Raw genomic sequence first — 13,983 nt, 5'->3', positions numbered from 1 at the left:
GGGAATGTGTTCCGCCCGGGGCCGCCAGCTGATACCCGACCGGTACCTGACGCGTACCGGGTCCGGAGATCAGCCCCGGCTCTTCACGACCGCCTTCATGACGGCCTTCGCGATCGGGGCCGCCAGACCGCCACCGCTGATGTCCTCGCGGTCGGTGCCCGCCGAGTCCTCGACGATCACGGCGACCGCGACGGGAGAGCCCTCGGAGGTCTTCGCGTACGAGATGAACCACGCGTACGGACGCTTGGCGTTCTTCTCGCCGTGCTGGGCCGTACCCGTCTTGCCGCCGACCTTCACGCCGTCCATGTTCAGGTCGGCCTTGCCGCCGGTGCCGGTGGAGACGACCTGCTCCATCATCTCCTGGAGCAGCTGCGCGTTCTTCGGAGAGACCGGCTGGCTCATCTCCTCCGGCTCGTTCTTCTTGATCAGATCGAGGTTCGGAGCACGCAGCTCGTCGATCATGTACGGCTTCATCAGCTTGCCGTCGTTCGCGATCGCGGCCGTGACCATCGCCATCTGGAGCGGGGTGGTCGCCGTGTTGAACTGGCCGATCGAGGAGAGTGCGTTGCCGCCGCGGTCGGCCTTCTTGTCGTAGACGGAGGCGGCGGAGCGAACCGGGGTGAACTGCTCGGCGTTGAAGCCGAACTTCTCGGCCATCTCGACCATCTTCTCGCGGCCGACGTCGTCGCCGAGCTTCGCGAACACCGAGTTGCAGGAGATCTCCAGCGCCCGGTTGAGGCTGGCCTTCGCGCAGCCCTGGGCGTGGTTGACCATCTCCTTGGTGGAGAGGGGGATCTTCCAGCCGTCGGGGGTGTCGGTCGGCGCGTTGATGTCGGTGACCTTGCCGTTCTCCAGCGCCGCGGCGGCGGTCACGACCTTGAAGACGGAACCGGGCGGGTAGATCTCACGGATCGCGCGGTTCAGCTTCGGCTTGTTCTTGTCCTTCTCGAGCGCGACCCAGGCCTTCTCGTCCTTGCGGGAGTAGCCGGCGAACGAGGAGGGGTCGTACGAGGGCGTCGACGCCATCGCCAGGATCTTGCCGGTCTTCGGCTCGATCGCCACGACGGCACCGGTCTTGCTCCCGAGGCCCTCGAACGCGGCCTTCTGCGCCGCGCCGCTCAGGGTGGTGACGACGTCGCCGCCCTTCTTCTTCTCACCGGTGAACATCGCGAGCGTCCGGTCGAAGAACAGCCGGTCGTCGTTGCCGGTGAGGATGCCGTCCTCGATCTTCTCGATCTGGTTGGCGTCGTAGGCCTGCGAGGCGTAACCGGTGACGGGGGCCCACATGGGGCCGTCGGTGTAGGTGCGCTTGAACTTGAAGTACTCGTCGCCGGAGTCGACCGAGCCGGTGATCGGCTTGCCGTCGGCGATGATGTTGCCGCGCTCGTTGGCGTAGCGCTCGATCCGGACGCGCGTGTTCTTCGGGTGGGCGTTCAACTCGTCAGCACGGACGAACTGGAGCCAGTTGTCGCGCACGAGCAGGGCGAAGATGAGCAGGCCGCAGAAGATCGCGACCCGGCGAAGCGGCTTGTTCACGGACGGACCACCTGGGTCATCTCGGCGTCGGGGGACGGGGCGGGCGCGGGCGCCGGGCGGCGCGCGGTGTCGCTGATCCGGATCAGGATGCCGATCAGAGCCCAGTTGGCGATCACCGAGGATCCGCCGTACGCGAGGAACGGCATCGTCATACCGGTGAGCGGGATGAGCCCCATCACACCGCCGGCGACGACGAAGATCTGGAGCGCGAACGCGCCGGAGAGACCCATCGCGAGCAGCTTGCCGAAGGGGTCGCGGGCGGCGAGGGAGGTGCGGATGCCGCGCTCGACGATCAGTCCGTAGAGGAGCAGGAAGACCATGACGCCGGCCAGTCCGAGCTCCTCGCCGACGGTGGCGAAGATGAAGTCGGAGTTGGCGGCGAACTGGATCAGGTCGGAGTTGCCCTGGCCGAGACCGGTGCCGAGGATGCCGCCGGAGCCGAAGGACATCAGCACCTGCGTCATCTGGTCACAGGCGTTCAGCATGTTCTGGTCGGTGGCCGTCTCCAGACAGCCGAAGGGGTCGAGCCAGGCCGCCACACGGGACTTCACGTGGCTGGCCGTGGAGCCGACGACCGCCGCACCGGCGACTGCCATCAGCAGACCCATGACGATCCAGCTGGTCCGCTCCGTCGCCACGTACAGCATGATCACGAACATGCCGAAGAACAGCATCGACGTACCGAGGTCGTTCTCGAAGACCAGGATGAGGAGGCTGACCGCCCAGATCGTGAGGATCGGGCCGAGGTCGCGGCCGCGCGGCAGGTAGAGCCCCATGAAGCGGCGGCTGGCCAGGGCCAGCGCGTCCCGCTTCACCATCAGGTAGCCGGAGAAGAACACCGCCAGGACCAGCTTGGCGAACTCACCGGGCTGGATCGAGAAGCCGCCGATACGGATCCAGATCTTGGCGCCGAAGACATCCGCGCCGAGGCCCGGGACGAGTGGGAGCAGCAGCAGGATGAGCGAGACCACCATGGAGATGTACGTGTAGCGCTGCAGGACGCGGTGGTCCTTCAGGAGCAGCAGCACGCCCACGAACATGGCGATGCCGATTGCCGAGTACATCATCTGACTGGGCGCGTCGGGGCTGAAGCTGCCGAAGCGGTTCATCGACGTGGCGATCAGCCGAGGCGACTGGTCGAGTCGCCAGATCAGCACCAGGCCCATGCCGTTGAGCAGGGTCGCCAGGGGCAGCAGCAGCGGGTCCGCGTACGGGGCCCACTTGCGCACCACGAGGTGGGCGACGGCGGCGAGCAGCCCCAGGCCGAGTCCGTATCCCAGCATGCCGGCCGGGACCTTGCCGTCCATGGCCAAGCCCACGTTGAGGTACGCGAACACCGGGATGATGACGGCGAAGCCGAGCAGCGCCAGTTCGGTGTTGCGGCGGCTCGGCGCCTCGATGGCGCCGATGGTGGTCGTGTTGGTGACAACGCTCATGGTGGTGAAAGGCCCCCTACGGGTGCTTACTGCTTGCCGCAGTTCGAGGCCAGCTTCTGCTCCTCGGCGGTGAGGGTGGGACCCGGGGAGGGAGCGGCTGTGGTGGGCTTGGAGTCGGGGGCGGCGGGCTCGCCGGGCTTCTGGGTCGGCGGCTTGGCCGCGCGGTCGGCGGCGGCCTTCTCCGCGGCCTCACGGCGCTGCTCGGTCTTCTTGCAGGCCGTGGCCTGCACGGAGAGCTCGGCGATCTTCGTCTGGGCCTTGGCGAGGCTGCCGCCCGCGATCGTGTCCTCGACCTGCTTCTGCTGGTAGGCGGGCAGGTACTTGAGTTCGATCTCGGGGTGGTCCTTCTCGACCTTCGAGAGCGAGATCCACGCCAGGTCCTGGCTGATGCCCTGGTACAGCGCGACGTGCTGGTCCTTGGCGCCGACGAAGTACTGCGTCTGCGTCCAGCGCCAGCCGCCGTAGGCCCCGCCGCCGACGACGGCGAGGATCAGGAGGAGGAAGAAGGAGCGCTTGAGCCACTTGCGGCCGGTGCGCGGCTTCTGGAAGTCGTCGTCCGTGTACGCGTCGAAGGAGCCCTGCGGCGGCATGCCGCCGTACCCGTGGTCGTCCCCGCTGCCGGGCGGGCCGAAGCCGCCGGCGGGCGGCTGCTGGTGGGGTGCGGTGCGGCCGAGGCCGGAGGCGCGGCCGGCCGGGGTCTGCATCGCGCCGCCGTCGTTCAGCTGGACGGCCTGGTTCTCGGCGACCGCGCCCACGATGACCGGGGTGTCGCTGAGGTGACCGGCGAGGGTGTCGCCGCCGTCGACGTCGAGGACGTCGGCGACGATCACCGTGATGTTGTCGGGGCCGCCGCCGCGCAGTGCGAGCTGGATCAGCTCCTGCACGGTCTCCTGGGGGCCCTGGTAGCTCGCGAGGGTGTCCTCGAGGGTCTGGTGCGAGACCACGCCGGACAGGCCGTCGGAGCAGATCAGGTAGCGGTCGCCGGCCCGGACCTCGCGGATGGAGAGGTCGGGTTCGACGTGGTCGCCGCTGCCGAGCGCGCGCATGAGGAGCGAGCGCTGCGGGTGGGTGGTGGCCTCTTCCTCGGTGATCCGGCCCTCGTCGACGAGGCGCTGGACCCAGGTGTGGTCCTGGGTGATCTGGGTCAGGACGCCGTCGCGGAGCAGGTAGGCGCGCGAGTCTCCGACGTGCACGAGGCCGAGCCGCTGGCCCGTCCACAGCAGGGCGGTGAGCGTGGTGCCCATGCCCTCCAGCTGCGGGTCCTCCTCGACCATCATCCGGAGCTGGTCGTTGGCGCGCTGCACGGCCGTACCGAGCGAGGTGAGGATGTCGGAGCCGGGGACGTCGTCGTCGAGGGTGACCAGGGTGGAGATCACCTCGGAGGAGGCGACCTCGCCGGCGGCCTGGCCGCCCATGCCGTCGGCGATGGCGAGCAGCCGGGGACCGGCGTAGCCCGAGTCCTCGTTGCCCTCGCGGATCATGCCCTTGTGCGAGCCCGCGGCGAATCGCAGGGACAGAGTCATGCGCACCTGCCCTGTCGCCGCTGCATCGGGGTACAGCCGGTCTCGACCCACACTGCCCACCCTCCGGTCGCTCCGGTCACGCCGGTCGCTTCAGTCGCTCCGGTCGGGAGCGCGGCACGGCCTTTGGCGGGGACCGTCCCGGCTCGCTCGCTCCGCTCGTGCCTATCCATGATGTAGCACTACTTCCGAAGCTCGATGACGGTCTTGCCGATGCGGATCGGCGCGCCCAGCGGAATCGGCGTGGCGGTGGTGAGTCGGGTCCGGTCGAGGTAGGTGCCGTTCGTGGACCCGAGGTCCTCGACGATCCACTGGCCGTCGCGGTCCGGGTAGATCCGGGCGTGACGGCTGGAGGCGTAGTCGTCGTCCAGCACGATCGTCGAGTCGTGCGCCCGGCCCAGCGTGATCGTCTGGCCCTGGAGGGCGACGGTCGTGCCGGTGAGGGTGCCCTCGGAGACGACCAGCTTGGTCGGGGCGCCTCGGCGCTGGCGGCCGCCAGCGCTCTGCTGGCCGCGCTGCTGCGGAGGAGCGGCGGCCTGGCGCGCGGCCTGCTGCGGCCGCGCCTCCTGGCGCCGCGAACCGCGCTGGGTGACCCGCGTACCGAAGAGGTCGCTGCGGATGACCTGGACGGCCACGATGACGAACAGCCACAGAACGGCCAGGAAACCCAACCGCATGACCGTCAGGGTCAGCTCTGACATTGCCCCCGCTTCACCCTTCGGCTTGCCGGTAAACGATGGTGGTGCTGCCCACGACGATCCGCGAGCCGTCGCGGAGCGTAGCGCGGGTGGTGTGCTGCCCGTCCACCACGATGCCGTTGGTGGATCCGAGATCCTGGATCGTCGAGGGCGTTCCGGTCCGGATCTCGCAGTGCCGGCGGGAGACGCCGGGATCGTCGATCCTCACGTCCGCGTCGGTGCTGCGGCCGAGGACCAGGGTCGGGCGGGAGATCTGGTGGCGGTTGCCGTTGATCTCGATCCAGCGGCGCGTCCCGGCGCCCGCACCGGTGCCGGGCACGGCGACGGGACCGCCCTGGGGGCGGCCGCCGGGCGCGGTCGGCCGGTGGCCGGGAGCGCCGGGCGGCGGGGAGGCGGGCATGGGCGGGGCGCCGGCCGGGGGGTACCCGTAACCGCCGCGTCCCTGGCCCTGCTGCTGTCCCGCCGGGGGCTGCTGCTGTGACGTACTCGACGCCAGCGTGCGGCTCCGGACGCGGTACAGGCCGGTGTCGAGGTCCTCGGCCTTCTCCAGGTGGACCTTGATCGGGCCCATGAAGGTGTACCGCTGCTGCTTGGCGTAGTCCCTGACCAGGCCGGCGAGCTCGTCGCCGAGCTGGCCCGAGTAGGGGCTGAGACGCTCGAAGTCCGGCGTGCTCAGCTCCACGATGAAGTCGTTGGGGACGACGGTCCGCTCGCGGTTCCAGATCGTCGCGTTGTTGTCGCACTCGCGCTGGAGCGCGCCGGCGATCTCGACGGGCTGGACCTCGGACTTGAAGACCTTGGCGAAGGTGCCGTTGACCAGACCTTCGAGGCGCTGCTCGAATCGCTTCAGGACTCCCATGGGGCACCTCCTCCGTCGTTGTCGTCCTGGTACTGCTTACTGATCGTATCCACGCGTCGGGAAATCGGCTGGTTCCCCTTCTCTGCCCTGTGGACGAGTGTCACCTCTCACAGGCTTCCCCCAAGGATCGTAGAGGCGGCCTGTGGACAGTGTCCCGCACCCGGCGGCGTTACCGGGGCGCGGTCCCGAGGTCCGTGCGGGACGACGGTGCTGTCCATCCCCTTCGTCCCTCCTCCTCCACCCTTCTCCCCTGCCTTCCGCTCCCTCTCCTTCCCCGGCTTCCCCTCCCTCCACGCACCTCACCTTGTTCTGCGCGAGTGGAGCCGAAACAACGGATGTGAATCCACGGTCTCCGACGTGCTAATCTTCAGATGTCGCCAGGCAGTCCCGCTGAAAAGCGAGAGGGCCCGGAGCACACCCAATGCGCGGGTGGCGGAATAGGCAGACGCGCTGGATTCAGGTTCCAGTGCCCGAAAGGGCGTGGGGGTTCAACTCCCCCCTCGCGCACCAGTCGAGACGGTCGGCATCGTGAACACGATGCCGACCGTCTCGCTTTGTATACGCAGGTCCGCAGGTCCTCCGGGCCGCGAGGTGTGACGTACGCCGCTTCCGGTGGTCCGGTGGCCCGGTGGCCCGGTGGTCCGGCGGTCCGGTGGTTCGGTGGTCCGGTGCTCCCGAGGGCCGAGGGCCGAGGGCCGAGGGCCGGAGACCGCGGGGCCGCGGGGCCGCGGGGCCGGGTGCGAGGGTGAGACTTTGGTCGTCGGCAGGGGCGACGAAAGAGTGGAGCCGGGGCCGGGGCTCGATGCCTAGGGTGCGAGCGTGGACGAGATGGCGAAGTCGGGGAGTCGGGGCGCGGGCACGATCGGGGCCCGGGTCGCCGACGGGTGGGCCTGGTTCCTGGTGCCCGGGCAGTGGTCGGGGCGCAGGACCACCGGTGAGGTGGCGCTCGCCGTGGTCGTGGCGCTGCTTGCCGCCGGTACCGAGGAGCTCCTGGGCGGCGAGGGATGGCGGCTGGCCGCGGTCGCCGCCGGTTCCGCCGTACTGTCGCTGGTGCGGCGCAGACTCCCCGCGAGCACGCTGGTCGTGGCCGCCGGACTCACGCCCTTCGTGCCCGGTCTGGGGCCGCTGCTGCTGGTGGTCGGCTGGTCGTCCGGCCGGTACATCGTGGGTGCCGGGCACGCGCTGACGGCGTACATCGCCGCCTTCGTCCTGAACGTCGGGGGGACGCTCCTGGAGTCCGGGGACCGGCAGCGGATGCTCATCGTCGCCTTCATCGCGACCCTCTACTACCTGGGCACCACGCTGGCCCCCGGCCTCGCCCACCGCTACTGGACCCAGCGGCGGACCCTGCTGCACGCGCTTCAGGAGCGCAACGCCCAACTGCTGCGCGAGCGGACCATGGTGGCCTGGCAGGCCCGGCTGTGGGAGCGGCAGCGGATCGCCCAGGACATGCACGACAGCCTCGGGCACCAACTGGCCCTGATCGCCGTGCACACGGGCGCCCTGGAGGTCGACCGGGAGCTCGGCGAGCGGCAGCGCGAGGTGGTCGGCGTCCTGCGGAACGCGTCGGTGACCGCGATGCACGAACTGCGGGAGGTCGTCGGGATACTCCGCGACGGCATCGAGGCCCCGAGCGGTCCGGCGGCGCCCGCCCGGGTCGGGGACGAGACGGGCAGGGCGGCGCGGGGCATCGCTGGCATCGAAGGGCTCGTGGAGGCGGCGCGGGCGGCCGGCACCGCGGTCGGGCTGCGCCGGATCGGGGAGGAGCGGTCCTTGGCGCCCGCCGCCGACCACGCCGCGTACCGGATCGTGCAGGAGGCCCTCACCAACGCCTACAAGCATGCGCCGGGGGCGTCGATCGGCGTCGAACTGCGCTACGAGCCGGACACGTTCGTCGTGGAGATCCTCAACGAGGAGCCGTCGGAGGGTCCCGCCGCGGACGTGGTGAGCGGCGGCCAGGGGCTGACCGGGCTCGCCGAGCGGGCCCGCCTGGTCGGCGGCATGTGCCACGCGGGTCCGGCCGACGGCGGTGGGTTCCGGGTGGCCGGGATGCTGCCGTACGGGGCGGCGCCGGTCGCGGAGGCAGCGCCTTTGGTCGACGAGGCCGACGACTTCCGGCAGCAGACCACGAGGCCGCTCGCGGGGGATGGTCGTCCGGTCGCGGTCGGACCGGTCGACTGGACTGTCACGGAGCGGGAGTTGGCGATGGCGGTACGCGGGGGAAAGAGCAGCAGCACGGGCGGTGCGATCGCGCTGGGCTGCGGGATAGCGCTCGCCGCGCTCGTCCTGCTGGTGGTCGCGGCGGGCTTCGGCCTCTACTTCCTGATGGGCTCCGTGCAGGACGGGATGATGGATCCCGAGCAGTACGACGCGGTGGAGGTCGGGATGCCCGAGAAGGAGGTCAGGGATCAGCTGCCGTCGGGCGACTCGATAGCCACGGTGGGTCTGAACAAGGACGGGCCCGCGCGGCCGGAGGGCGCGTCGTGCCTCGTGCTGATGTCCTCGGCGGTCGGCGAGAGCTTCGAAAAGGAGCCCGTTTTCCGGTTCTGCTTCAAGGACGGCAAGCTGATCGAGAAGAAGTCGTACGAGGTCACGCAGCGGTAGCGCTGATCGCCCGTACCGGAGTGGTGGGGGAGTAGCTGTGGCAGGGCAGCCGATCAGGGTCGTGATCGCCGACGACGAGCCTCTGATCAGGGCCGGGATCCGGATGATCCTCATCTCGGACCCGGAGATCGAGGTCGTCGCGGAGGCCGCCAACGGCCGGGAGGCGGTCGAGGCGGCGCGGGCGCACGCCGCCGACGTGGTGCTGCTCGACATCCAGATGCCGGTGCTCGACGGCCTCTCGGCGCTGCCGGAGCTCCGTCGGGCGGCGCCGGCGGCCCGGGTGATCGTCCTGACGACCTTCGGGGAGCGGGAGAACGTGCTGCGGGCGCTGGAGCACGGGGGTGCCGGTTTCCTGCTCAAGGACACGGCGCCGGCCGAGCTGATCGGGGCGGTGCGGGCGGCCGCGGCGGGGGACGCCTACCTGTCGCCCGCGGCGACCCGGCACGTCGTGGAGCGGCTCGCCACGGGCCGGGAGGCCGTCCGCGCCGAGCAGGCGCGGGGGCGGGTCGCGGCGCTGAGCGAGAAGGAGCGCGATGTGCTGGCGCTGCTCGGCGAGGGGCTGTCCAACGCGGACGCGGGCAAGCGGCTGCACATGAGCGAGGCCACGGTGAAGACGTACGTGAGCCGGATCCTCGCCAAGCTGGACTGCGAGAACCGCGTCCAGGCGGCGCTGCTGGCGCGGGACGCCGGACTGTAGGCGTCCCGCGGGGACGCCTCAGCCCGGGGAGCCGTCGGGGAGGCCGCCGGTGCCCGCGGCGTTGTAGCGGAGCAGGTACGCGGCGAAGTGGGCGAGGTCGTCGGCCGACCAGTCCTTGAGGCGCTCCTGGTAGGCGGCGCGGCGGCTGGTCCGGGCCGAGTCGAGGATCCTGGAGCCCGCCTCGGTGGGGTGCAGGACGTGGACGCGGTGGTCCTCGGGGGCCGGGCGGCGCTCGACCAGGCCGAGCTTCTCCAGGCCGGCGACCTGCCGGCTGACCGTCGACTTGTCCAGCAGGTAGTGGGCCGCTAGGTCGGTGGCCCGGCAGCCGCGCTGCTCCTCGATGTGGGCGAGGAGCGTGTACGAGACGAGCGGGAGCTCGGGATGGACCCGGGCCGCCGCGGCGCGGGCCCGGCGTGCGAAGGCCGTCAGTTCGCGCTGGATGACGTCCACCGACTCCTCGCGTGGTGGCTGTGTTTCGCCGCCGGTCATGATGCGCTCCCTCTGCCGTGGACGGGCGCTTTCGCCCGCCCTCCCCCTTCAGTTGTATAGTACAACGGTTGTGTAGTTGTAAAAGCCAACCATGGAGGTCTCGTGTCCGCAGGACCGAACACCACCGGTGCGTTGCGGCATGTCCTCGGACATCTGCTCACCCCCCTGCTGATGTGCGTCGGCATGGGCCTCGCCTACCTCGGCGCCTTCCACGCCCCCGCACCCCACGATCTGCGTGTCGACGTCGTCGGCTCGGGCCCCACCACCCAGGTCCTCGCGCAGACCCTCCAGGACAAGGGCGCGGGCGCCCTCGACGTCCGCACCGTCGCCGACCGGGCGACCGCCGTCACCGCCCTGCGCACACAGGACAGCTTCGGCGCCTACATACCCGGCGAGAAGCCCGAGCTGCTCGTCGCCTCGGCCTCCTCCGACACCACCGCCATGGCCGTCGAGAAGGTGTTCACCAAGGTCGCGGCCGGCCAGGACGCCCCGCTGAAGGTCACCGACGTCGCCCCCGTCGCCTCCGGCGACCCCACGGGACAGGGCGTCTTCTTCCTGCTCGTCGCCCTCAGCATCGGCGCGTACGCCTCGGTCGCCGTCATCGGCGGAGCCGGCGCCGTCCTGCCCATGCGGATCAGGGCCCTCCTCGCCGCCGGGACGTCCCTCGTCGTCAGCCTCGTCGGCACCCTCTTCGCCGGACCCGTCTTCCACCTCGTCGACCGCGGACTCGGCGGGGTGTGGGCGATGTCCTGGCTGTACGCGGCGGGCATCCTGCTCGTCGGCGTCGGCCTGCACACCTTCCTGCGCCGCTGGACCACCCTCGGCGTCATGGTCCTCTTCGTCATGCTCAACTTCACGAGCTCCGGCGGCATCTACCGGCCCGAACTCCAGCCCGGCTTCTTCGGCGCACTGCACGCCTTCTGGAACGGCGCCGGCTTCGTCGAAGGCGTCCGCGGCCACGTCCACTTCGACGGGCACGCGGTCGGCGGACACCTCCTCACCCTCTCCCTCTGGCTGCTGGCCGGCATCGCCCTCGTCGTCGCTGCCGGCCTCGCGGAAGCCCGCCGGAAGCCCGCGAACGGCCCGCACGCCGCGGCGAGCCCGGCCGGGACCGAGGAGGCGACGGAGACGGAGACGGAGACCGAGGGGGAGACGGCGCAGGAGACCGAGGAGGAGATGGCGGAGGCGGTCGCGGTCTGAGCACCGCCCGCACGTTGTCCACAGGGCCTTGTCCACAGGGGGAGACGGCCGATCGGGGACGGCTGTACGGTCAGGGCCGGATGATGTTGGACCATCGCATCGGGGGAGGGCGTCCCATGGACGAGAACAGGGTCGTCGTACCGGAACAGCGCGGTACGGACGGAGGGCCCGCGGGCTCGCGCGTCCCGCACGTGCCGGGATTCGCGCGCCGCGCCGCCGTCGGCGCGGACGCGAGCGGCGGGGCCTCCCCCAAGGAGCTGGGCAGGCGACTGCGCGAGACGGTCCCGCGCTCCTCGCACGACCGGCCCGCCCTCGCCGCCGACCGCCCCGACGCCGTCCGCGCCGTCGAGGAGTCGAACCGGGGCCGCGTCCCCGAGCTCGCGCCGCTGCGCGTGGGCAGGATGGCGGCGAGCCCCTTCGCCTTCCTCCGCGGCTCCGCCGGACTCATGGCCCAGGACCTCGCCGTCACACCCGTCACCGGCATGGCCGCCCAGATATGCGGCGACGCCCACGCGGCCAACTTCGGCCTCTACGGCGACGCTCGCGGCCGGCTCGTCATGGACCTCAACGACTTCGACGAGACCGTCGTCGGCCCCTGGGAATGGGACCTCAAGCGGCTCGCCACCTCCCTCGTCCTCGCCGGACGCGAGGTCGGCGCGAGCGAGGAGACGTGCCGGGCCGCCGCCTTCGACACCGTCGGCGCCTACCGGCGCACCATGCGCCTGCTCGCCCGGCTCCCCGCACACGACGCCTGGAACGCCATCGCCGACGAGGAGCTCGTCTCCCACACCGACGCCATCGACCTCGTCGGCACCCTGGAGCGGGTCTCCGCCAAGGCCCGCAACAACACCAGCGCCCGCTTCGCCGCCCGGTCGACCGAGGCCGTCACCGACGAGGAGGGCGGCGGCCGCCGGTTCGTCGACGCGCCCCCCGTGCTGCGCCGGATCCCCGACGCCGAGGCGGCCGAGGTCGCCCTCTCCCTCGGCGCGTACCTGGAGACCGTGTCCGAGGACCGGCTGCCGCTCCTCGCGCGGTACGCCGTCCACGACGTCGCCTTCCGGGTCGTCGGCACCGGCAGCGTCGGCACCCGCTCCTACGTCGTGCTGCTCCTCGACCACCGGGGCGAGCCGCTGGTGCTCCAGGTCAAGGAGGCCAGGCCGTCGGCGCTGCTCCCCCACCTGCCCGCCGCCGGCTTCACCGCGCCCGACCCCGGCCACGAGGGACGGCGGGTGGTCCTCGGACAGAAGCGCATGCAGGTCGTGAGCGACATCCTGCTCGGCTGGACCACCGTCGACGGGCGCCCCTTCCAGGTGCGCCAGTTCCGCAACCGCAAGGGCAGCGTCGACCCCGCGGCCCTCACTCCCGCCCAGGTCGACGACTACGGATGGATGACCGGCGCCCTGCTCGCCCGGGCCCACGCCCACAGTGCCGACCCGCGCCTGATAGCCGGCTACTGCGGGAAGAACGAGGAGCTGGACGACGCCGTCGCGTCCTTCGCGGTCGGATACGCGGACCGCACCGAGGCCGATCACGCCGATCTCCTCACCGCGATCCGCACCGGTCGCATCGTGGCGGAGCCGGGCGCCTGAGGACCGTAGGCTGGACGGGACGAGGCGGAACGAGGACTGGGCGGGCGTGGACGTGAGCGTGGACCAGGGCAGGAACGAGGAACCCGGGGACGAGCGGCCCGAGGCGCGTCTCGAACAGGCCGTGCGGGTGGCCGAGCAGGCGCTGATCGAGTTCGAGATCGCCGTCGAGACCTTCCGGGTCGAGGTGGACAACTTCTCGCGGCTGCACCACCAGAAGCTCGGTCCGATGTACGCGCGGCTCGACGAGCTCGACGCGCGGATCGCGGAGGCCCGGGCGGCGCGCAGCGGCGATCCGGAGGACCTGCGGAAGGCGCAGGAGGCACGGGCCGCGGTCATGCCGATGCCGGGAGTGGAGGAGCTGTTCCACGACTGGATCGACTCCGACGGCCTCTCCCCCGAGGCCGCCGCGATGCTCACCGACCGTCCCGTGCAGTCGCCGAAGCGGGTCCGGCCCGGTGAGGAGGCGCGCAGGCTCTACCGCGAGCTGGCCCGCAAAGCCCACCCCGACCTGGCCCGCGAGGAGGACGAGCGGAAGCGGCGCGAGGAGTTCATCACCCGGGTGAACGCCGCCTACGCCCGGGGCGACGAGGCGCTCCTGCGGGAGCTCTCCGCCGAGTGGGAGGCCGGACCGGCGTCGGCCGAGGAGCGGCTCAGCGAGAGCGAGGAGCTGTACGCGCGCCTGGAGTGGCTGGCGGAGCGCAAGGACATGCTGTCGGCGCTGGCGCGGGAACTGGAGGAGAGCGCGATCGGCGCGATGCTCCGGATGGCGCCGGACGATCCGGACCGACTCCTGGAGGAGATCGCCGAGCAGCTGCTCGCGCAGGTTTCCGAGCGGGAGGCCCAGCTGACGGGGCTGGTGGAGTAGGTTTTCCGTGCGCTCGAGACCGCTCGGGCGGTACTGACGAGAGAAGGCCGTTCCCATGAATTTCTCCCCGCTGCCCTCGGTGGACGCGGCTTCCGTGCCGGTCGATGCCCTGGTGCTGGACGTCAGGGAGGACGACGAGTGGGAGGCCGGTCACGTCGAGGGTGCGCTGCACGTACCCATGAGCGACTTCGTGGCCCGCTTCGGTGAGGTGACCGAGGCCGTGGCCGAGCGCGGTCGCGCGTACGTGATGTGCCGGGTCGGCGGCCGTTCCGCCCAGGTCACGCAGTACCTGGTGCAGCAGGGCATCGACGCGGTGAACGTCGACGGCGGGATGCTCGACTGGGCCGGCGCCGGTCGCCCGATGGTCTCGGACGGCGGCGGCGCGGCCTTCGTCCGCTGACCCGTTGCGGGCGCCCGTCCACCGACCGCGTGGAAGCGCCCGTCCGCTGACCTGGTGCCGGTGTCGGCACCGGCATCCGTCCGGCTCTGA

The 13,983-nt window shown here is 71.2% G+C and carries 12 protein-coding genes and 1 tRNA gene; 7 read left to right on the top strand and 6 right to left on the bottom strand.

Annotated features, from left to right (window positions below; translation table 11 throughout):
• Positions 1–69: 69 nt before the first annotated feature.
• From ACIQFX_RS02115 to ACIQFX_RS02095, 5 genes are all read right to left on the bottom strand, one after another.
• Entirely contained in the window at positions 70–1,536 is a 1,467-nt protein-coding gene (locus tag ACIQFX_RS02115; RefSeq protein WP_402457929.1) for a peptidoglycan D,D-transpeptidase FtsI family protein, read from the bottom strand.
• Positions 1,533–2,972 (bottom strand): FtsW/RodA/SpoVE family cell cycle protein, encoded by a 1,440-nt coding sequence (locus ACIQFX_RS02110; RefSeq protein ID WP_402457926.1) that lies wholly within the window; start codon positions 2,970–2,972, stop codon positions 1,533–1,535. The genes ACIQFX_RS02115 and ACIQFX_RS02110 overlap by 4 nt, the downstream gene beginning before the upstream one ends.
• Positions 2,973–2,998: 26 nt before the next feature.
• Positions 2,999–4,495 (bottom strand): Stp1/IreP family PP2C-type Ser/Thr phosphatase, encoded by a 1,497-nt coding sequence (locus ACIQFX_RS02105; protein ID WP_402457923.1) that lies wholly within the window; start codon positions 4,493–4,495, stop codon positions 2,999–3,001.
• 179 nt (positions 4,496–4,674) lie between these two features.
• Entirely contained in the window at positions 4,675–5,193 is a 519-nt protein-coding gene (locus tag ACIQFX_RS02100) for an FHA domain-containing protein (RefSeq protein ID WP_033201477.1), read from the bottom strand.
• 10 nt (positions 5,194–5,203) lie between these two features.
• Positions 5,204–6,049 carry an FhaA domain-containing protein gene (locus ACIQFX_RS02095; protein WP_402457919.1) on the bottom strand — a complete coding sequence of 282 codons (846 nt, stop codon included), beginning with the start codon at positions 6,047–6,049 and terminating at the stop codon, positions 5,204–5,206.
• A gap of 423 nt (positions 6,050–6,472) precedes the next feature.
• On the opposite strand from ACIQFX_RS02095, the gene ACIQFX_RS02090 reads away from it, so the two are divergent.
• From ACIQFX_RS02090 to ACIQFX_RS02080, 3 genes are all read left to right on the top strand, one after another.
• Positions 6,473–6,559: transfer RNA gene (locus ACIQFX_RS02090), tRNA-Leu, on the top strand.
• 318 nt (positions 6,560–6,877) lie between these two features.
• The gene (locus ACIQFX_RS02085) at positions 6,878–8,653 is read left to right on the top strand and encodes a sensor histidine kinase (RefSeq protein WP_402458557.1); all 1,776 of its coding nucleotides are present in this window, start codon (positions 6,878–6,880) and stop codon (positions 8,651–8,653) included.
• A 37-nt stretch (positions 8,654–8,690) separates the two neighbouring features.
• Positions 8,691–9,350 carry a response regulator gene (locus ACIQFX_RS02080; RefSeq protein WP_402457917.1) on the top strand — a complete coding sequence of 220 codons (660 nt, stop codon included), beginning with the start codon at positions 8,691–8,693 and terminating at the stop codon, positions 9,348–9,350.
• An 18-nt stretch (positions 9,351–9,368) separates the two neighbouring features.
• Here the strand turns inward: ACIQFX_RS02080 and ACIQFX_RS02075 are convergent, their stop codons facing one another.
• The gene (locus ACIQFX_RS02075) at positions 9,369–9,839 is read right to left on the bottom strand and encodes a MarR family winged helix-turn-helix transcriptional regulator (protein WP_402457914.1); all 471 of its coding nucleotides are present in this window, start codon (positions 9,837–9,839) and stop codon (positions 9,369–9,371) included.
• Positions 9,840–9,941: 102 nt separating this feature from the next.
• Here ACIQFX_RS02075 and ACIQFX_RS02070 point away from each other — a divergent pair, with 102 nt between their 5' ends.
• The 4 genes from ACIQFX_RS02070 (at position 9,942) to ACIQFX_RS02055 (ending at position 13,893) form a co-directional block, all read left to right on the top strand.
• Positions 9,942–11,039 carry a hypothetical protein gene (locus tag ACIQFX_RS02070; RefSeq protein WP_402457911.1) on the top strand — a complete coding sequence of 366 codons (1,098 nt, stop codon included), beginning with the start codon at positions 9,942–9,944 and terminating at the stop codon, positions 11,037–11,039.
• 116 nt (positions 11,040–11,155) lie between these two features.
• Positions 11,156–12,628, top strand: a complete 1,473-nt coding sequence (locus tag ACIQFX_RS02065) for a DUF2252 domain-containing protein (RefSeq protein WP_402457908.1) — start codon at positions 11,156–11,158, stop codon at positions 12,626–12,628.
• A 46-nt stretch (positions 12,629–12,674) separates the two neighbouring features.
• Entirely contained in the window at positions 12,675–13,493 is an 819-nt protein-coding gene (locus tag ACIQFX_RS02060; RefSeq protein ID WP_402457905.1) for a hypothetical protein, read from the top strand.
• Positions 13,494–13,548: 55 nt separating this feature from the next.
• Complete coding sequence (locus ACIQFX_RS02055; protein ID WP_402457903.1) at positions 13,549–13,893, top strand: rhodanese-like domain-containing protein; 345 nt, start codon at positions 13,549–13,551, stop codon at positions 13,891–13,893.
• The last annotated feature ends 90 nt before the right edge of the window (positions 13,894–13,983 follow it).

The sequence above is a fragment of the Streptomyces sp. NPDC093089 genome (assembly GCF_044754405.1).
GTDB lineage: Bacteria > Actinomycetota > Actinomycetes > Streptomycetales > Streptomycetaceae > Streptomyces.
Note: the sequence above shows the minus strand (reverse complement) of the source record. Positions and strands in the feature narration are given on the sequence as shown.

Coding starts and splice junctions, on each gene's coding strand:
- ACIQFX_RS02075 (WP_402457914.1), bottom strand. CDS start 9,839: ATGACCGGCGGCGAAACACAGCCACCACGCGAGGAGTCGGTGGACGTC.
- ACIQFX_RS02085 (WP_402458557.1), top strand. CDS start 6,878: ATGGCGAAGTCGGGGAGTCGGGGCGCGGGCACGATCGGGGCCCGGGTC.
- ACIQFX_RS02105 (WP_402457923.1), bottom strand. CDS start 4,495: ATGACTCTGTCCCTGCGATTCGCCGCGGGCTCGCACAAGGGCATGATC.
- ACIQFX_RS02110 (WP_402457926.1), bottom strand. CDS start 2,972: ATGAGCGTTGTCACCAACACGACCACCATCGGCGCCATCGAGGCGCCG.
- ACIQFX_RS02065 (WP_402457908.1), top strand. CDS start 11,156: ATGGACGAGAACAGGGTCGTCGTACCGGAACAGCGCGGTACGGACGGA.
- ACIQFX_RS02100 (WP_033201477.1), bottom strand. CDS start 5,193: ATGTCAGAGCTGACCCTGACGGTCATGCGGTTGGGTTTCCTGGCCGTT.
- ACIQFX_RS02055 (WP_402457903.1), top strand. CDS start 13,549: ATGAATTTCTCCCCGCTGCCCTCGGTGGACGCGGCTTCCGTGCCGGTC.
- ACIQFX_RS02095 (WP_402457919.1), bottom strand. CDS start 6,049: ATGGGAGTCCTGAAGCGATTCGAGCAGCGCCTCGAAGGTCTGGTCAAC.